The sequence below is a fragment of the Streptomyces sp. ISL-94 genome (assembly GCF_018614075.1).
Classification (GTDB): domain Bacteria; phylum Actinomycetota; class Actinomycetes; order Streptomycetales; family Streptomycetaceae; genus Streptomyces.
Map to the genome: position 1 here is coordinate 20,169 of NZ_JAGGOZ010000013.1, position 16,480 is coordinate 36,648.

The 16,480-nt window shown below is 72.3% G+C and carries 17 protein-coding genes; 9 read left to right on the forward strand and 8 right to left on the reverse strand.

Annotated features, from left to right (window positions below; genetic code table 11):
- Positions 1–10 precede the first annotated feature (10 nt).
- Positions 11–463, reverse strand: a complete 453-nt coding sequence (locus J7E94_RS03895; RefSeq protein ID WP_215012310.1) for a hypothetical protein — start codon at positions 461–463, stop codon at positions 11–13.
- 883 nt (positions 464–1,346) lie between these two features.
- Between J7E94_RS03895 and J7E94_RS03900 the strand changes: the two genes are divergently transcribed.
- Positions 1,347–1,748 carry a hypothetical protein gene (locus tag J7E94_RS03900; RefSeq protein ID WP_215012312.1) on the forward strand — a complete coding sequence of 134 codons (402 nt, stop codon included), beginning with the start codon at positions 1,347–1,349 and terminating at the stop codon, positions 1,746–1,748.
- Between the two features lie 168 nt (positions 1,749–1,916).
- The gene (locus J7E94_RS03905; protein WP_251056105.1) at positions 1,917–2,837 is read left to right on the forward strand and encodes a teichoic acid biosynthesis protein C; all 921 of its coding nucleotides are present in this window, start codon (positions 1,917–1,919) and stop codon (positions 2,835–2,837) included.
- A 357-nt stretch (positions 2,838–3,194) separates the two neighbouring features.
- Here the strand turns inward: J7E94_RS03905 and J7E94_RS03910 are convergent, their stop codons facing one another.
- Positions 3,195–4,160 (reverse strand): pirin family protein, encoded by a 966-nt coding sequence (locus tag J7E94_RS03910; RefSeq protein WP_215012316.1) that lies wholly within the window; start codon positions 4,158–4,160, stop codon positions 3,195–3,197.
- Positions 4,161–4,257: 97 nt separating this feature from the next.
- Between J7E94_RS03910 and J7E94_RS03915 the strand changes: the two genes are divergently transcribed.
- The 6 genes from J7E94_RS03915 to J7E94_RS03940 all read left to right on the forward strand — a co-directional run bounded on the left by J7E94_RS03915 (position 4,258) and on the right by J7E94_RS03940 (position 8,535).
- Positions 4,258–4,608 (forward strand): M48 family metallopeptidase, encoded by a 351-nt coding sequence (locus J7E94_RS03915; RefSeq protein ID WP_215012496.1) that lies wholly within the window; start codon positions 4,258–4,260, stop codon positions 4,606–4,608.
- Positions 4,609–4,710: 102 nt separating this feature from the next.
- Positions 4,711–5,907, forward strand: coding sequence for a methyltransferase (locus tag J7E94_RS03920; RefSeq protein ID WP_374224392.1), 1,197 nt, complete (start codon positions 4,711–4,713; stop codon positions 5,905–5,907).
- 54 nt (positions 5,908–5,961) lie between these two features.
- Complete coding sequence (locus J7E94_RS03925) at positions 5,962–6,714, forward strand: MerR family transcriptional regulator (protein WP_308344511.1); 753 nt, start codon at positions 5,962–5,964, stop codon at positions 6,712–6,714.
- 107 nt (positions 6,715–6,821) lie between these two features.
- Positions 6,822–7,469: a DUF6230 family protein gene (locus tag J7E94_RS03930; protein WP_215012320.1), complete on the forward strand. Its 648-nt coding sequence runs from the start codon at positions 6,822–6,824 to the stop codon at positions 7,467–7,469.
- Entirely contained in the window at positions 7,460–7,888 is a 429-nt protein-coding gene (locus J7E94_RS03935; RefSeq protein WP_215012322.1) for a DUF6114 domain-containing protein, read from the forward strand. Before J7E94_RS03930 ends, J7E94_RS03935 begins: the two co-directional genes overlap by 10 nt.
- Positions 7,885–8,535, forward strand: a complete 651-nt coding sequence (locus J7E94_RS03940; protein ID WP_215012325.1) for a hypothetical protein — start codon at positions 7,885–7,887, stop codon at positions 8,533–8,535. The genes J7E94_RS03935 and J7E94_RS03940 overlap by 4 nt, the downstream gene beginning before the upstream one ends.
- Before the next feature lie 96 nt (positions 8,536–8,631).
- On the opposite strand, the gene J7E94_RS03945 is transcribed toward J7E94_RS03940, so the two are convergent.
- Positions 8,632–9,399 (reverse strand): metallophosphoesterase, encoded by a 768-nt coding sequence (locus J7E94_RS03945; RefSeq protein WP_215012327.1) that lies wholly within the window; start codon positions 9,397–9,399, stop codon positions 8,632–8,634.
- Positions 9,400–9,546: 147 nt separating this feature from the next.
- Here J7E94_RS03945 and J7E94_RS03950 point away from each other — a divergent pair, with 147 nt between their 5' ends.
- Positions 9,547–10,197 (forward strand): HAD family phosphatase, encoded by a 651-nt coding sequence (locus J7E94_RS03950; RefSeq protein ID WP_215012328.1) that lies wholly within the window; start codon positions 9,547–9,549, stop codon positions 10,195–10,197.
- Between the two features lie 22 nt (positions 10,198–10,219).
- On the opposite strand, the gene J7E94_RS03955 is transcribed toward J7E94_RS03950, so the two are convergent.
- The 5 genes from J7E94_RS03955 to J7E94_RS03975 form a co-directional block, all read right to left on the reverse strand.
- Positions 10,220–11,674 (reverse strand): NAD(P)/FAD-dependent oxidoreductase, encoded by a 1,455-nt coding sequence (locus J7E94_RS03955; RefSeq protein WP_215012330.1) that lies wholly within the window; start codon positions 11,672–11,674, stop codon positions 10,220–10,222.
- Positions 11,675–11,715: 41 nt separating this feature from the next.
- A complete protein-coding gene (locus tag J7E94_RS03960) occupies positions 11,716–12,177 on the reverse strand; it encodes a thioredoxin family protein (RefSeq protein WP_215012500.1) in 462 nt (153 codons plus the stop codon).
- Positions 12,177–13,640, reverse strand: coding sequence for an aldehyde dehydrogenase family protein (locus tag J7E94_RS03965; RefSeq protein WP_215012332.1), 1,464 nt, complete (start codon positions 13,638–13,640; stop codon positions 12,177–12,179). The genes J7E94_RS03960 and J7E94_RS03965 overlap by 1 nt, the downstream gene beginning before the upstream one ends.
- 178 nt (positions 13,641–13,818) lie before the next feature.
- Entirely contained in the window at positions 13,819–15,018 is a 1,200-nt protein-coding gene (locus J7E94_RS03970) for a thiolase family protein (protein WP_215012334.1), read from the reverse strand.
- Positions 15,019–15,271: 253 nt separating this feature from the next.
- Positions 15,272–16,318: a LacI family DNA-binding transcriptional regulator gene (locus J7E94_RS03975; RefSeq protein ID WP_215012336.1), complete on the reverse strand. Its 1,047-nt coding sequence runs from the start codon at positions 16,316–16,318 to the stop codon at positions 15,272–15,274.
- Between the last annotated feature and the right edge of the window lie 162 nt (positions 16,319–16,480).

Sequence of the window (16,480 nt, forward strand, 5' to 3'; positions counted from 1 at the left end):
CGGACCTTGCCTACTTCTTGATCTCGTTGATGCAGAGGACGAACTGCTTGCCCGAGCTGCGCCGTCCGCTGGTCCGTTCCTGGTAACCGATGTCCGACTTGCCCTCGCACTTGGCGGTGTCGAGCGTGTCGGGGATGACCTCGACGACGGTGTACGTGGCCTCGGCGGCCCCGCACTTCACGACCTGCAGGTCAGGAGCCGCCATCGACCCGTTGTTCTTGAGGCAGTCGCCCGCCTCCGCCTTGTCGGCATCGTCACGGCTCGCTACGTAGCCCACACCGCACATGATGAGAGCGACTACGACAACGATGCCCTTCAGGATCTTCTTGAAGCCGATGCCCCCATTGCGGGCGGGCTGCGTCGGCTGGGCTGACCACTGCTGCTGGGCCGGATACGGCTGCTGCTGTGCGTGCGGGTCAGGCTGGCCGTAGGGATTGGAGCCGTACTGCGGCGTCTGGGTCATATGGGTAGCTCTCCCGGGCGGTTGTACGTTCTATTGACGTGAGCACGCTATAACACCAGGTCATCGTCCTCCCAACGCAGCAGTGCGGCTGCGGTCGCGGTGCCTGTCACAGGTCCGGACATTGGCCGACGCCGATGAACCGCTTCACCCGCCAGTGCCGGCGGGCGAGGTTTCAGGACCGTCTCCTTGACGGCGGGTGTGGCGGCCGCCGTCGTGGCGTCAGCAGCAGACCCAGCGAGGTCACCGCGCACCTTGCCGGCGTCGTCCAGGCGCCCTGCGGCATACGGCATACGGTGCGGCAGGGGCAGCGGCAAGGGAGCCAGGTAGCCCTGGGTCTCGTACATTCCACCGATCCAGGCGATCCTGCACATGCTTTGCAATCGCATACCTCTCATGTCGGCCGCAGCACCTCCCGGGACTTCCCCGACTTCCCCGCAGGGATGCGCCTCTCCAGACTCCTCGGGTCTCGATGACCGCGCTATCCGATTTCGGTGCGGGTCCCCGCCGTTTCCGGCTGGCCGGGAAGGGGGTTGGTGTGCTGACCGGCCGGTCGCGTCGACATCCCCTCCGAGCTGTACTCGCGCCGTGCGCCCCGTCGGCCCGCCGTCGGTGCCGGACGTCCGGATGGTGGACGCCTCCGGTGGAAAACAGCAGGCTTTCCGATTATTTCCGGCCAACAAGGCGCTGGTTCGACACGGTGGGTTGTGCCACCTCCGCCCACTTCATATGCCTGGGAGGCACGGTGCCCACCGGGCCCTCCCCTGTCTGATTTGCATTGCTCTATGCGAAGTCAGGGGTGCGGACGAGGCGGTCGTCTGGATAAGTTCACGGCGCACCAAGCCAGGGGCGGATGGCCAGGCCCCTCTCACACAGGAGGCAACAAATGAAGTTCAGGTCTACAGGCGTCCGAGCGGCAGCGGTCGCGCTGGGCGGCATCACCCTTGTGATGGGCATGCAGGGGCAGGCCATGGCGGCATCGACCGTCACCATCTCTCATCCGGGTGGCTATGGTCAGTGGAACCCGGACCCCGCCGGTTCCATACCCGGTGACGCGATCAGGGCCTGCGACAACGCTGCCGACGGCTGGGGCATCGAAGTCTGGCTGGACATCAACCGGAACGGCACCATCGACCGCATCGCCAGCACCCGCGGCCATGACTCCCCGTACTGCTCGCCTTGGGCGAGCGGCAACATCGCCGAAGGCACAGCGGTCGACGTGTACGTCCTGCGCCGCAAGGGCGACACCGTCGAGGAGCCCTTCACGGTGTACCACGGCGTCGCCTGAGTTCCATCCTGGAGTGCTTGACGGGGCAGGCCGGCCGCTGGTGCGGCGGCCTGCCCCCTCGGGCTCCTGATCCTGATCCGACCACGCCACGCAGCACCCATTTATCGGAGGACGCCCATGCCCCACGGATCGTTGAGTCGCCGAGGACTGCTTCGCGCGGGGAGCGGAATGGGTCTTGCCGCGCTCGGCCTGGGACTCGGAGCCGCACCCGCGTCGGCCGCGGTTCCGGTGTCGAAGCGCTTCGACCTGACCCAGCCGTCGTACGACCTGTTCCGCGGCAAGACCCTGCGCGATGACACCGTGCAGCAGAGTTTCGCCTTCGACAACGTCAACCGGCGGCTCTTCCTCGCCCAGCGCCGCAACGGCACGGCCGAGACGGCCGGAGACCTGTGCATCACGCAGCTCGACTTCGCCGGCAACCAGCTCGGCTACATGTACCTGACCGGCTTCGGCCACGGCGTCGCCTTCGGCGCCCAGGGGGTCGGTACGTCCACATATCTGTGGACGGAAGTCGACGCCAACGGCAACGGCTACGGCGGCCGCCTCGCGCGCTTCCGGTTCACCAACGGCGTGACACTGACGAACACCTCGTCTGCGCTCACCAAGTTCAAGCCGGTCGCGGCCGCCACCGAGCACACCTGTGCCATCGATCCCGTCCACAACCGCCTCGTGGTCCGTTACCACCTGAACGGAGCCAAGCACATCGCCCTCTACGGCCTCACGGCCGCCGCGAACGGCGATTTCAGCAGCCCGCTCGCCGACTTCGCGCAGCCGACGCTCGGCTCACGCTCGTCCACGTTCCAGGGCTACACGGCCTACGGCAGTTACCTGTACCTCCTGACCGGAACCTCGTACGAAGCGAACGGCAACGTGGTCGACTCCGAGATCACGAGCGTCAATCTGAACACCGGCGCCATCAGCCAGGGCCCCGTGCTGACCAACGCCGGCTCCACCCTCACCTTCCGGGAGCCGGAGGGGCTGGCGGTCTATCAGACGGCGGACGGTGAGTCCCGCCTCTTCCTCGGCTTCGCCTCGGGCGCGGCCGGCGACCGGCGCTCCAACCTCTTCTACAAAAACGTCCTGGTCTGACGGTGGGCACCGCCCCCATGCGCATGGACGCCCGGAAGCATCGGGAACCCGGGCTGCCACGCACGCGCCGTTGGGGTGGTGATCCACTTTTCCGAGTTCCACGCCCCGCGTGTGACCGAGCTGTTCCAGGCCTGGGAGCCGGTTCCGTGCGGCGACTGACCCCGGAGGAAACCGAGCCCCTCATACTCGACTGCGCACGCCGTCTCGCCGCCGAATCCGGTGGCGAGACGGCTCATGGGTTCCTGACGCAGACCCACTCATTGCCGAACGCCCCGACCGTCAGCGCGGCCGGCGCTTCGGTGGGACAGGCCCCGGAATGACATCGAGGCCGAGGTGTTCCTTGAGGAAAACTGCGGGTCAGCGAACCCGACCGCGGGGTTTCAGGGCCACTGGCGGGAGCGCCGGGGCAGGGATCGGCGGGCCGTCGTAGCCCTTGACCTCACCGAACCGGGTGCCGGACATCCAATCCTCGCGGGTCTGGGCGATCTCCTCGTGGGACCGTCCGATCCAGTTCCAGAACATGACGATCTCCTCCTCGAACGGCTCGCCGCCCAGGAGCATCAGGCCCGCGTCGGAGGCTGCGCGCAAGGGGAGTTCGGTGCGGCCGCAGCCCAAGTAGAGCATCGAACCCGGGAGGACGGGGACGCCGTCGACGTGGGCTTCGCCCGACATCGACAGGACCGCGTACTCGAAGTCCGGGTCGAGCGGGAGACGGGCCTCGGTGCCCGCCGCCAGGGCCAGGTCGGCGCCGACGATCGGGGTGTACGCCGTGCCGGGCGAGGTGGCGGTGTCCAGGGTGCCCAGGATGACCGTCGCCGTCAGGCCCGGGGCCGTCACCTGCGGGAGCTCCGCGTGGTGTTGGAAGTGCGGATGCACGTCCCGGTGGGCGTCCGGGAGGGCCACCCACAGCTGGGCGCCGTGCAGGAAGCGGGCGTGCGGGCGCGGGCTCTCCTCGGAATGGCTGATGCCGCGGCCGGAGGTCATCAGGCCCAGCTCGCGCGGCCGGATCGTGGCGAGGCTGCCCTCGCTGTCGCGGTGCAGCACCTCGCCCTCGTGGAGCCAGCTCACCGTCTGCAGCCCGGTGTGGGGGTGGGGAGGGACCTGCATGCCCGGCTCGGCGGCGATGTCGTCCGGGCCGTAGTGGTCCACGAAGCACCAGGCGCCCACCATGCGGCGGCCCAGGTTCGGCAGGAGTCGGCGTACCTCGGTGGACTCCCCGAGCTGGACCGTGCGCGGGCTGAGGAGCTCGCGTACCGGTTCGGCCACGACGAAGCCGCGGCCGCCGCATGCGGAGAGGGCGGGCTGGCGATCGAGATTGCTCATACGGACAACCTAGTCCTGAGTGGGGTGGGCGCGTCGGGTGGAGTGTTCCCCGGTGTGCGGGTGTTCGAGCGGGGGACTTCACCACGGAAGGGACGCCCTGAACAGGCCGACGACGTACTTCGAGCACGGGACGGCAGCCGAGCGCTGGGCGCGGGCCCGGCTCTTCTTCGACGCGAAGGAGTACGCGACGGCCGCCCGCATCCTGGAGCCCCTGGCAGGCGAGGTGCCCGAGCAGCCGGCACCCCGGCTGCTGCCGGCCCGCGCCTACTGCCACTCGGCCCAGCTCTCCCGTGCCGAGCGGGAGCTGCGCGCGATCCTGGAGCGCCGGCCGGTGGAGGACTACGCGCAGCTGATGCCCGGTCGCAGTCTGGAGCGGCTCGGCAGGCCCGGCGAGGCCCGTCCGTACCTGCGCACGGCCGCCGCCATGGCCGGGGATTTCGCCGAGTAGGGCCGCGGAGCAGGGCCGATCGGCCCCCGCGCGCAGGAACGCGGGCCCGTCCGTGCGGGGGCGGGGCTCCGGCTCGGTTAGCCTGGGTCGCATATGAACCGTCTGACCACGCCTTTCGGCTCCTACGAGCTCACCCGCTTCCCCGAGGATCCGCGCGACCGGCTCCGCGCCTGGGACGCCGCCGACGAGTACCTGCTGCGCCACCTCGACTCCGGTACCGGGGAGCGCGGTCCGGTGGACCTGGCCGCCGCCTCCGGCCGGATCGCCGTGCTCGGGGACCGCTGGGGGACGCTGACGACGGCGCTCGCCGCGTACCACCCGACGCAGATCACCGACTCCGCCCTCTCCCGCTCCGCCACCGCGGCCAATCTGGACCGGGCCGGCATCGGGACGTCCAAGGCGACGGTGACGCTGCTGACCACGCAGGACCCGCCGCCCGAGCGGATCGACGTCCTGCTGGTGCGCGTCCCCAAGAGCCTGGCGCTGCTGGAGGACCAGCTGTACCGGCTGGCCCCGCACGTGCACGCGGGCACCGTGGTCGTCGGCGCCGGCATGGTCAAGGAGATCCACACCTCCACGCTGCGGCTCTTCGAGAAGATCCTCGGCCCGACGAAGACCTCGCTCGCGGAGAAGAAGGCCCGGCTGATCTTCTGCACGCCGGGCACTCCCGGGGCCACCCGCCCCACCACCCCCGGGCCGTGGCCGCTGACGTACACAGTGGACGAGGACGCCGGCTCGGCCTCCGGGCTGACCGTCGTCAACCACGCCGGGATCTTCTGCGCCGACCGGCTCGACGTCGGCACCCGCTTCTTCCTGCAGAACCTGCCGACCAACACAGACGGCGCCCGGGTCGTGGACCTGGGCTGCGGCAACGGTGTCGTGGGCACGGCGGTCCAGGTGCACGATCCGGACGCCGAGGTCGTCTTCACGGACGAGTCCTACCAGGCGGTCGCCTCGGCGCGCGCGACGTACCGGGCGAACGTCCGCGAGGGCCGGCGGACCGCCGAGTTCTTCGTGGGCGACGGGGTGGCGATGCTGGATCCCGGCTCCGTCGACCTGGTGCTGTGCAATCCGCCGTTCCACTCCCACCAGGCCACGACGGACGCGACGGCGCTGCGGATGTTCGCGCAGTCGCGCAAGGTGCTGCGGCCCGGCGGTGAGTTGTGGATCGTCGCCAACCGGCACATGGGCTACCACACGCATCTGCGCCGGCTGTTCGGCAACAGCGAAGTCGTCGCGAGCGAGCCCAAGTTCGTGGTCCTGCGGGCGGTCAAGCAGGACCGGCCGCGGCCGATGTGACCCCGCCTTCTCCAAACCCTATGTGACCTGCCGGTACGTCCTACACTCGGCCGCGTGAGCAGCCAGGTGGAGGACGGGATCGGTGGCGGGCGCTACCGCCGCGAGGACGTGGCGCGGGCGGCCGGCGTGAAGGTGCGCAACCTGCGCTACTACCAGGAACGCGGGCTGCTGCCGCCGCCGCGCCGGGAGGGCCGGATCGCCTGGTACTCCGACGACCACCTGACCCGGCTGCGCCTGATCAGCGACCTGCTGGGGCGCGGCTACACGGTCAACGGCATCGCCGAGCTGCTGCACGCGTGGGAGGACGGCGGCGGCCTGTCACAACTGCTGGGCCTGGAACGGGAGATGACCCGGGACTGGGTGCAGGAGGAGCCGGTCACGATGACCCGGGCCGAGCTGCGGGAGCTGTTCGGGCCGACGGCCACGGCCGAGGACACCCGGCGCGCGGCGGAGCTCGGGTACGTGACGGTCGACGGGGACCTGGTCACGCATCCGAGCCGCAGGCTGCTGGAGGCGACGCTGACGCTGGTGCGGCAGGGGGTGCCGCTGGCCGAGATCCTGGATGCGGGGGACTTCGTACAGGTGCAGGCGGCCGCGCTCGCGGACCGGTTCGTCGGGCTGTTCCGGCGCCATGTGATCGGTACGCAAGGGCTGGAGCGACTTTCGGCCGCACAGCTCCAGCACATCACGGCGGCGGTGGCGGCGCTGAGGCCGGTGGCCGGTGAGGTGGTGGCCACGGAGTTCGCGCGGGCGATGGCGCGCCGGGTGGACGTGGAGGTCGCCGAACTGCTGCGTACGGAGCAGTAGGAGTCGGCCGAAAAGGTGCGCTCGCACAACCTTGCCAACCACCATTGGCACTCTTACATTCAACTCGTCGGTAACAACGGTGCACAGCCGAAATAAGGGACGATCTCATGGCAGATTCCCCCGAGTTACCCGAGTCCCCCGTACTTCCCACACCTCCCTCAGGCGGTGGCCGCGTCCGCTGGCGCCGGTTCGCGGTCTTGACCGTCCCCGCCGTAGCCGTCACCGCCGGCCTCGGCATCGCCCTCGCGCAGGGCGCGCTCGCCGCCTCCTTCGCCGTGTCGGGGCAGCAGTTCAAGGTGTCGGCGAAGAGCCTGGAGGGCCAGGGCTTCGCCCAGTACGGCAGCGTCGACGTCAACGCCCGAGAGGAGCTCATCCCGGTGGCGGTCACCGCCATCAGGGAGGCGAAGCTCAACAGCCTGTGCCAGTCCGTGGTCACCTCCCTCCCGGTGATCGGGGAGATCTCTCTCAACCTCACCGCGGGCCAGAAGACCCCGGTCGAGGCGAGCAACCTGTTCGTCGACGCGACGCAGCTCTCCGGCGACGCCGTCTTCCGCAACATCGAGATCGGGCGCGACGCCTCCACCCTCGACAAGGGGCCGGCCGACGCGCAGGGGATGCAGGACCTCTTCGCCCAGCAGGCGGACACGGTCAGTATCACCAACCTCCAGCAGACGGCGTGGGCGACGAACGCCGGCACCTTCAAGCTCTCCGGGCTCAGCATGAACATCAGCAAGGGCAAGAAGGAATGCTTCTGATCCGCTGGCGGCGGTGGCGGCGCAGCAGGCCGTTCTGGGGCGGGCTCCTCGCCGTCCTCGCCGGAACCGAGATCTGCCTCCTGCCCCTCGCACCGCTGAAGGTCATGCTCCAGCAGGGGGTGGCGGGCATCCCCTCCGTGCTGATGGGCCTCGTCATGATCGTGCTCGGCCTCACCGCCTGGTTCTCGCCCCCGCAGCGGAACCTGGCCGGTGTCCTCACCACGCTGATCGCCACCGCCGCCCTGGTCCTGTCGAACCTGGGCGGGTTCCTGATCGGCACCCTGCTCGGGATTCTCGGCGGCGGCCTGATGTTCGCCTGGCAGCCGGACGCCGCCCCGCTCCCCAGCTCCTCCCCCAGCCCTTCCCCCAGCTCCGCCTCCCCCACCCTGCACCAGGATCCCCAAGGAGCACAGCCATGAGCCGTACGCGCACCGCACTCGCACTCGGGATGGCCGCCGCCGGAGCCCTGTCGGTGGCCTCGGCCACCGCCTCCGCAGCGCCGTTGCCGCTGGCCGGGTCGAGCACCGTCACCCCGGCCGGGCACTCCTTCCAGGCCACCCTCAGCGGGAAGGCCACCCTCAAGGCCGGTTCGGTGACGGTGACCTGTTCGGTCTCCGTCTCCACCGGTACGGTCCCGGGCGCCCCCGGCAACCACAACGCCGCCGGGCCGGTCTCCTCGCCGATCTCGCCGCCTGCGTACAGCTCCTGCACCTCCAGCCTGCCGGGCGTGACCCCCACGGTCACGACCAGCGGCGCCTGGTCGGTGTCGATGCAGGACGGCTCCCCGATCACCGCGACCATGACCGTGCCGCTCGGCGGGCTGGTGCTCAAGACGACCGGGCTCGCCACCTGCACCGTCACCGCGGCGCCCACGGCCGCGGCGAACGTCGCCGGCAGCTGGACCAACGGCGCGCCGTCGAGCCTGACCTTCGCCAACGCGTCCGTGCCGGTCAAGGTCACCGGCGGGTTCGGCTGCCCGACGAGCGCGACCTCGTCCACCTTCAACGCGGTCTACCTCGTCGCCGACTCGACCGACCCGGCCCAGCAGATCACCGTAGGGCCCTGAACCCCCACGCGTGCGGCCCGCCCCCCGGAGCGCGTCCGGGGCGGCGGGCCGCTCGGCTGCGCCAGACACCGTCTGGCCCGACCCGGACCGCAGCAGCTACCGGCGGGCGACGACCACCCGGTAATGGGTCGTCAGACGCCCGTCCCCGCCCAGGACATGGAAGGCGACGGCGGGCGGCTCGTCGAGGTGGACGTGGTGGTCGGGCCCCGTCTGGGTCTCCCACGGGAGCCGCAGGGTGGAGACCACGCCCGGCGCCACCAGCAGCGGCCGCCCCGCGAAGGTGGTCGCTGCCGCGGTGTGGGCGTGCCCGCACAGGAAGGCCGTGAGGTGGGGGTGGCGTTCGGCCAGCGCCGCCAGCCGCTCCTCGCCGAACTGCCGGATGTCGTCGACGTACGGGGTGTGCAGCGGGACCGGCGGGTGGTGGAAGGCGACCAGCACCGGGGTCTCCCGGGGCGTGTCGGCCAGTACGCCGTCCAGCCAGCCGAGCGTGGACTCCTCCAGCAGGCCGTGGTCCTCGCCGGGTACGGACGAGTCGCACACCGCGAGGACGAAGCCGTCCCCGCGCAGCACTTGGTCGACCGGCTGCGCGGACGCCGCGGCGCCCTCCCCCCGCATCCCCTGCCGGAAGGCGATCCGCTCGTCGTGGTTGCCGGGGCTGACGACCAACGGGTGCCGCGAGCGCAGCAGTTTGACGGCTTCCTCGTACTCGGCGGGGGCGCCGCGGTCGGCTATGTCCCCGCTCACCAGAACGGCGTCCAGGTCGTACGGAAGGCTGTCGAGGTACTCCATGACGGCGCGGGTGCGGTCGGCGGCCCGCGCGCCGCCGTCGAGATGGACATCGCTGAGGTGGGCGATCACGATCACGAGCGGTGTACTCCTTCGTCTCTGGTCCAGAGAGGTGATCACCTCATTCAACAGGGTGCTCGCGCGGTGAGGGAGGCCCGGTGAAAGAGCCCCGTGCGCGCTCTCCCGGCGGATCCGGCCCAAAGGACGCACCCCTATGCTGCGGGGATGATCAAGCCGATTGAACTCGTGATATTCGACTGCGACGGTGTGCTGGTCGACAGCGAACGCATCGCGGTACGCGTCCAAGTCGCCCTGGGAGCGGAGTTGGGGTGGCCGCTCACCGAGCAGGAGATCATCGACCGGTTCATCGGGCGGTCGGGCACCTCCATCCGCGAGCAGGTGGGCGCCCGGCTCGGCGACGTGACCGCCGCCCTCTGGTGGGAGCGGTTCGAGCAGCTGCACCGCGAGGCCGTCGATGCCGGCCTGGCCCCCGTCGAGGGGCTGCCCGAGGCACTCGACGCGATCACCCTGCCGACCTGCGTGGCCTCCAGCGGCTCCCACGAGAAGATGCGCCACACCCTGGGCCACACCGGCCTCTACGCACGCTTCGCGGGCCGCATCCACAGTGCCGCCGAGGTCCGCCGCGGCAAGCCCGCCCCGGACCTGTTCCTGCACGCCGCACGGCAGATGGGCGTCGACCCGGCGGCGTGTGCGGTGGTCGAGGACAGCCTGCCCGGTGTCCAGGCCGCCCGCGCCGCCGGCATGCGGGCCTTCGGCTACGCCGGCGGGCTGACCCCGGCCGAGCGGCTCGAAGGCGCCGGCACCGTCGTGTTCCGCGACATGCGCGAGCTGCCGGCCCTCCTCGCCGCAGCCTGACGGCCACACGGCGGCCGTCGGCCTACCCCCGGTACTCCTCCAGCAGGCGCAGCCAGATCTCGCTGATCGTGGGGAAGGCGGGAACCGCGTGCCACAGCCGCGCGATCGGGACCTCCGCCGCGACGGCGACGGTGGCCGAGTGGAGCAGTTCGGCGGCGCCCGGGCCCACGAAGGTGGCGCCGAGGAGGACCTCGCGGTCCAGGTCGACGACCATCCGGGCCCGGCCGCGGTAGCCGTCGGCGTACAGCCCGGCGCCCGAGACCTTGGACAGGTCGTAGTCGACGGCGCGCACCCGGTGGCCGGCCCGTTCCGCCTCGGCCAGGCCGAGGCCGACGGCGGCCGCCTCCGGGTCGGTGAAGACCACCTGCGGGAGGGCCAGGGTGTCGGCGGTCGCCGCGTGCGCGCCCCAGCGGCCGCTGTCGGCTTCGGCCCCCGACGAGGCGCCGCCGGCCGCGCGGGCGGCCGCGCGGGCGGCGATGGCGGCGCCCGCGATCCGGGCCTGGTACTTGCCCTGGTGAGTGAGGAGCGCGCGGTGGTTGACGTCCCCGACGGCGTACAGCCAGTCGTGCCCCGGCACCCGGCAGCTCTCGTCGACCCCGATCCACTCGCCCGGGGCGAGCCCCAGCGTGTCCAGCCCGATGTCCTCGGTCCGCGGCGCCCGGCCCGTCGCCATCAGCAGCTCGTCGCCGACCAGGGTCTCGCCGCCCTCCAGCACCACGGTGACGGGCCCGGTCGAGCCGTCCCGTACGACCGCCTCGACCGCCGCTCCCGTACGCACCACCGCGCCGGCCTCGCGCAGCGCGTCGGCGACCAGCTCGCCCGCGAAGGGCTCCATGCGCGGCAGCAGCCGGGAGCCGCGGACGAGTACGGTGACCTGAGATCCGAGGCCCTGCCAAGCGGTCGCCATCTCGGCGGCCACCACCGAGCCGCCCACGATCAGCAGTCTGCCGGGGACCTCCTGGGCGGAGGTCGCCTCCCGGCTGGTCCACGGGCGGGCCCCGGTGATGCCGGGCAGTGCGGGGATCACGGCCCGCGAGCCGGTGGCGACCACCACCGCGTGCCGGGCGGACAGCACGTGGTGCTCGCCCTCGGGGCTGGTCACGGAGACCTTGCGGATCCCGTAGAGCCGGCCGTGGCCGCGGTACAGGTGGGCGCCGATCGAGTCGAGCCAGTCGGCCTGGCCGTCGTCCTTCCAGCTGCCGGTCCAGTAGTCGCGGTGCGCGAACACCGCCGCCGGGTCCAGCGGACCCCGGGCGGCGGCCGCCAGTCCCGGCACCCGGCGGGCATCGGCCCGGGCCAGCACGGGGCGCAGCAGGGCCTTGCTCGGGACGCAGGCCCAGTAGGAGCACTCGCCGCCCACGAGCTCGCTCTCCACCAGGGCCGTGCTCAGCCCGGCGGCGCGGGTCCGGTCGGCGATGTTCTCGCCGGCCGGCCCCCCACCGAGCACCACGACGTCGTACTCCACGGCTTCGGTCATACGGGCCAGTGTCACCGCCCGGCCGCGCCCGCGTCACGCACTCAGGCCTCCGGCGTGCCGGGCTCCGAGCCCGACTCCCCCGCGGCCTGCTGTCCGGCGGCGATCTTCGCGCGCACCTCGTCCATGTCGAGCGCCCGGGCCTGCCCGATCAGGTCGGTCAGCGCCGCCTCCGGCAGCGCGCCGGGCTGGGCGAAGATGGCCACCTGGTCCCGGACGATCATCAGGGTCGGGATCGAGGTGATCTGGAAGGCCCCGGCCAGCTCCTGCTGCGCCTCGGTGTCGACCTTCGCGAAGACCAGGTCGGGATGGGCCTGCGACGCCCTTTCGAAGACGGGCGCGAACTGCAGGCACGGCCGGCACCAGCCCGCCCAGAAGTCGATCAGCACGAACGGGTTCTCGCTGACCGTCTGGTCGAAGTTTTCCTTGGTGAGCTCGACTGTAGCCACGGTGTCCAGACCTCCTGATAGAGCCGTCTGCTCCTTGAACGATCGGCCTGGCCCCATCATTCCGAGGCGGGCCGGACGGCCTGGAACGGGTGGCCGGCGGGAGTGGTGCGGGCCGTGGTCCAGCGCAGTTCCGTGAAGGCGTCCAGGTTCGCCTCGCCGCCGAAGCGGGCGCCCGTGCCGGAGGCGCCGACCCCGCCGAAGGGGGCCACCGCCTCGTCGTTGACGGTCTGGTCGTTGATGTGCGCGATCCCGGTCGGGATCCGCTCGGCCAGGTCCAGCCCGCGCCCCGCGTCACGCGTCACGATCCCGAGGGAGAGCCCGTACGGGCCCGCCGAGGCGAGCTCGACCGCCTCCTCCTCCGTCGCGAAGGACCGTACGGGCGCGACCGGGCCGAAGACCTCCTCCGCATAGGCGGGGGTGTCGTCGGCGACTTCCGCCAGCACGGTCGGGCGGTAGAAGAGGTCCCGGTGGGTGCCGCCCGCGACGAGTTTGGCGCCCTGCCCGGTGCTCGCCTGCACCAGGGCGTGTACGCGCTCCAGCTGGTCGCGGTCGATCAGCGGGCCCAGGTGGACCTGCTCGCGGTACGGGTCCCCCACCGCCAGCTCCTCGGCCCGCGCGGCGAGCCGTTCCACGTACTCGTCGTACAGCGAGGCGTGCACGAGGTGGCGTCCGGCGGTCATGCAGATCTGGCCCTGGTGGAAGAAGGAGCCCCAGGAGGCCTGGGCGACGGCGGCCTCGACATCGGCGTCGCGGAGCACGACGAGCGCGGAGTTGCCGCCCAATTCCAGGTGTGCACGCGTGAGGTGACGGCCCGCCAGCTCGCCGACCATACGCCCGGTGGCGGTGGAACCGGTGAAGGACACCACCCGGACGCGCGGGTCGGCGACCACCGCGGCCCCGGTCCCGGCGCCCCCGGGCAGGACGTGCAGCAGCCCGCCCGGCAGCCCGGCGGCGGCGAAGACCGCGGCGAGGGCTAGCCCGCCGCTGACGGCGGTCCGGCGGTCCGGCTTGAGCAGCACCGCGTTGCCGAGCGCCAGGGCCGGCGCGACCGAGCGGATCGACAGGATCAGCGGGGCGTTGAACGGGGCCACGACTCCGACCACCCCGGCCGGCACCCGGCGGGTGAAGGACAGCCGGGGCGCCTCGCTGGGCAGCACCTGCCCGGTCGGGCGCGAGGCCAGCGCTGCGGCCTCGTAGCACTCCTGCGCGGCGACGTGCAGCTCGAAGGCGGCCTTGCCGGGTATCGAGCCGGACTCCCGCACCAGCCACTCGCCCAGCTCGTCGGCGTGCGCCGCGAACAGGTCCCCGGCGCGGCGCAGCACGGCCGCCCGCTCGATGTGGGTGGCACGCGCCCAGTCGCGCTGGGCGGCCTCGGCCCGTACGGCGGCCTCCGTGACGTCGGCGGGCGCGGCCAGGTCGATGGTGGCGAGGGTACGGCCGGTGGCGGGTTCGACGACCGGGGCGGCGCCGCCGGTGAGGGTGGGTCCGTCCTGCCAGAGCGTCGGGTCGAGGAGCGGCATGGCGCGGGGCCTCCGGGTGGGGATGGGCGTGGCGGGGGGCGGCAGCATGCGCCATCGTGCCAGACCGAAGGCTCCACTTCTGTTCAGTTATAGGGCAGTTGACAAGCGACAGTGACCGGAAACGATCGACGCCTCCCCGTTCGCTGCCGCTCGCACCCAACCCGCCGAGGAGGCGGGCTCAGCGCTCCAGGACGAGCGCGATGCCCTGCCCGACGCCGATGCACAGCGCCGCCATGCCGGTCCCGGAACCCGCCGCGGCCAGCTGGTGCGCGACCGCCCCGGCCAGCCGGGCCCCGGAGGCACCGAGCGGGTGGCCGATCGCGATGGCGCCGCCGCGCGGGTTGACCACGGCCGGGTCGAGCTCCGGCCATGCGGCCAGGCAGCCCAACGCCTGTGCGGCAAAAGCCTCGTTGAGCTCGAAGGCGGCCAGGTCGCCGAGCGAGCGCCCGGCCTTGGCCAGCGCCCGCTCGACGGCGTCCACCGGGCCCAGGCCGAACAGCTGCGGCTCGATGCCGGTGACGGCCGAGGCGCTGATCCGGGCGAGAGGCTCCCGGCCGGTGGCCGCCAGCCCCGCCTCGTCGGTGAGCAGCAGGGCGGCGGCGCCGTCGTTGAGCGGGGAGGCGTTGCCGGCCGTCACCGTGCCGCTGCCGTCCGTCCGGAAGGCGGGCTTGAGGCGGGCCAGCGCCTCGGGGGTGGATCCCTCGCGGATGCACTCGTCGCGCACCAGGTCCACCCCGGCGTACGGCACGACCTCGTCGTCGTACAGCCCCGCCGCCCAGGCGGCCGCCGCCTTCCGGTGGCTCTCCAGGGCGAAGGCGTCCTGCGCCTCGCGCGTGATCCCGTGCTTGTCGGCGACGAGTTCGGCGCCCTCGCCGAGCGAGCCGGTCCACTCCGCGGGCATGCGCGGGTTGGTCATCCGCCAGCCGAGGGTGGTGGACCACATCTGCTGGTGGCCCGCGGGGAAGGCCCGTTCGGGCTTCTGCACCACCCAGGGGGCGCGGCTCATCGACTCGACGCCGCCCGCGATGGCGACGGAGGCGTCGCCGAGGGCGATGGCGCGGGCCGCCTGGATCACGGCTTCCAGGCCGGAGCCGCAGAGCCGGTTGACGGTGGCCCCGGGGACGCTCACCGGCAGTCCGGCCAGCAGCACGGCCATGCGGGCCACGTCGCGGTTGTCCTCGCCCGCGCCGTTGGCGTCGCCGAAGACCACGTCGTCGATGCGCGCGGGATCGAGGTCCGGCGTACGGTCCACCAGCGCGCGCACCACGTGCGCGGCGAGGTCGTCCGGCCGGACCCCGGCGAAGGCACCGCCGAACTTGCCGATCGGGGTGCGGACGGCGTCGACGACGTAGACGTCGCGGACGGTGCGGATGCTCATGGGTCTCTCCTGGGCGGATCCGTACGGGCGGTGGCGCATCGGTGCCGGTGTGTGCACCGGGAGACGCCGCCGGGCGCGCCTGGTGGGGCGCGCCCGCAGTCTCCGTCCGCACGTCACCGCCTGTCAACGGCCCCCTGGCGGCGGCGACCCGGGTCGCGGCGCTCAGGGCCCGGCCGGGCCGGCCGCGGGTTGGCGAGCCGGGGCCGGCCGAGTCGCGGCCCGGCCGAGTCGCGGCGCGGCCGCCCCGCCGTCGTCAGGTCGACTCGCGCCCGATGGCCGCGGCCGCCATCAGGTCGTACCGCTCCGTGGCCTCCGAGGGCTCGCGCACCGCGTGGTCCACCAGCGACGCCAAGTGGTCGCCGGTCGGCAGCTCGATCTGCACCGTGCTCAGCCGCGGCCGCAGCAGCCGTCCGAGGAGCAGGTCGTCGGCGCCGATGACGGCGACGTCCTCGGGGACGCGCAGCCCCTCGTCCTGCAAGGCCCGCATCAGCAGCATCGCGTACTCGTCGTTGTACGCGAAGACCGCGTCCAGCCCGAGCCCGCGCCAGCGGGCCGCGAGCGCCGCGGCCGAGTCCTCGGAGTAGGCCATGGGGAGGGCCTCCACCTCGGCGCCGGCCACCGAGCGGGCACCCGCCAGCCGGGGCGCGGAGAACAGCTCCAGCCCCTCCTCCTCGGGCACGACCACGCCGATCCGCCGCCGGCCGCGCTCGACCAGGTGGGCGGCGGCCCGTGCGCCGACCTCCTCCTGGTTCATGACCAGCGCGTGTGCCCCCGGCACGCCGACCGGGCCCATGGTGATCACTGCGCGGGCCCCGGCCCGCTTGAGTGTGGCGACGTTGCGCGCGGAGAGCGTGATCTCGCCGAGGGAGATCACCGCCACCGGACGCAGCTCCGCCCAGGCGCGGGCGGCCTCGTCGCCGGTGAGCCCGAGGCTCCCGTACTGGACCACCGTGTAGTCGAGGCGGCGCAGGGCCCGTTCGAGTTCGTTGAGGAAGCCGCTGTACAGCGGCCCGATCGGCACGTGGGAGGTGGGCAGCAGCACGATACGGGTGTGCCCGGCGCGCAGGCTGCGGGCGGCCGCGTGCGGGACGTACCCGAGCTCCTCGGCGGCCTCGCGGACCTTGCGGCGGGTCGGCTCGCTGATGCGGACGGCTTTCGCGTTGTTCAGCACGTACGAGACCGTGGCGCGCGAAACGCCCGCGAGACGGGCCACGTCGGCGCTGGTGGGCACCGGGGGCGGCGGCGCGGCGGTCCCGGAGGCCCGTGTCGGCGGCTTCGGTGTTTTCGATGACTGAGACATTGCCGTGGCATCTTTCCAGACCGGTTGCGCCCGGGGGCTAGCGGATGGCGTGAAACGAGTGCTACACAGTGGTTACACGATTCATTGACACGTGTAACCAGGGTGTCACGTCCCCACATCGGGTGTGTCACCCCACGTGTCCCGCCGTGCCGCCGCCCTGTC

What these genes read in the sequence shown, in the direction of transcription:
- J7E94_RS03895 (WP_215012310.1), bottom strand. Translation starts at nt 463, where the DNA reads ATGACCCAGACGCCGCAGTACGGCTCCAATCCCTACGGCCAGCCTGAC.
- J7E94_RS03900 (WP_215012312.1), top strand. Translation starts at nt 1,347, where the DNA reads ATGAAGTTCAGGTCTACAGGCGTCCGAGCGGCAGCGGTCGCGCTGGGC.
- J7E94_RS03905 (WP_251056105.1), top strand. Translation starts at nt 1,917, where the DNA reads ATGGGTCTTGCCGCGCTCGGCCTGGGACTCGGAGCCGCACCCGCGTCG.
- J7E94_RS03910 (WP_215012316.1), bottom strand. Translation starts at nt 4,160, where the DNA reads ATGAGCAATCTCGATCGCCAGCCCGCCCTCTCCGCATGCGGCGGCCGC.
- J7E94_RS03930 (WP_215012320.1), top strand. Translation starts at nt 6,822, where the DNA reads ATGGCAGATTCCCCCGAGTTACCCGAGTCCCCCGTACTTCCCACACCT.
- J7E94_RS03935 (WP_215012322.1), top strand. Translation starts at nt 7,460, where the DNA reads ATGCTTCTGATCCGCTGGCGGCGGTGGCGGCGCAGCAGGCCGTTCTGG.
- J7E94_RS03940 (WP_215012325.1), top strand. Translation starts at nt 7,885, where the DNA reads ATGAGCCGTACGCGCACCGCACTCGCACTCGGGATGGCCGCCGCCGGA.
- J7E94_RS03950 (WP_215012328.1), top strand. Translation starts at nt 9,547, where the DNA reads ATGATCAAGCCGATTGAACTCGTGATATTCGACTGCGACGGTGTGCTG.
- J7E94_RS03955 (WP_215012330.1), bottom strand. Translation starts at nt 11,674, where the DNA reads ATGACCGAAGCCGTGGAGTACGACGTCGTGGTGCTCGGTGGGGGGCCG.
- J7E94_RS03960 (WP_215012500.1), bottom strand. Translation starts at nt 12,177, where the DNA reads ATGGGGCCAGGCCGATCGTTCAAGGAGCAGACGGCTCTATCAGGAGGT.
- J7E94_RS03965 (WP_215012332.1), bottom strand. Translation starts at nt 13,640, where the DNA reads ATGCCGCTCCTCGACCCGACGCTCTGGCAGGACGGACCCACCCTCACC.
- J7E94_RS03970 (WP_215012334.1), bottom strand. Translation starts at nt 15,018, where the DNA reads ATGAGCATCCGCACCGTCCGCGACGTCTACGTCGTCGACGCCGTCCGC.
- J7E94_RS03975 (WP_215012336.1), bottom strand. Translation starts at nt 16,318, where the DNA reads ATGTCTCAGTCATCGAAAACACCGAAGCCGCCGACACGGGCCTCCGGG.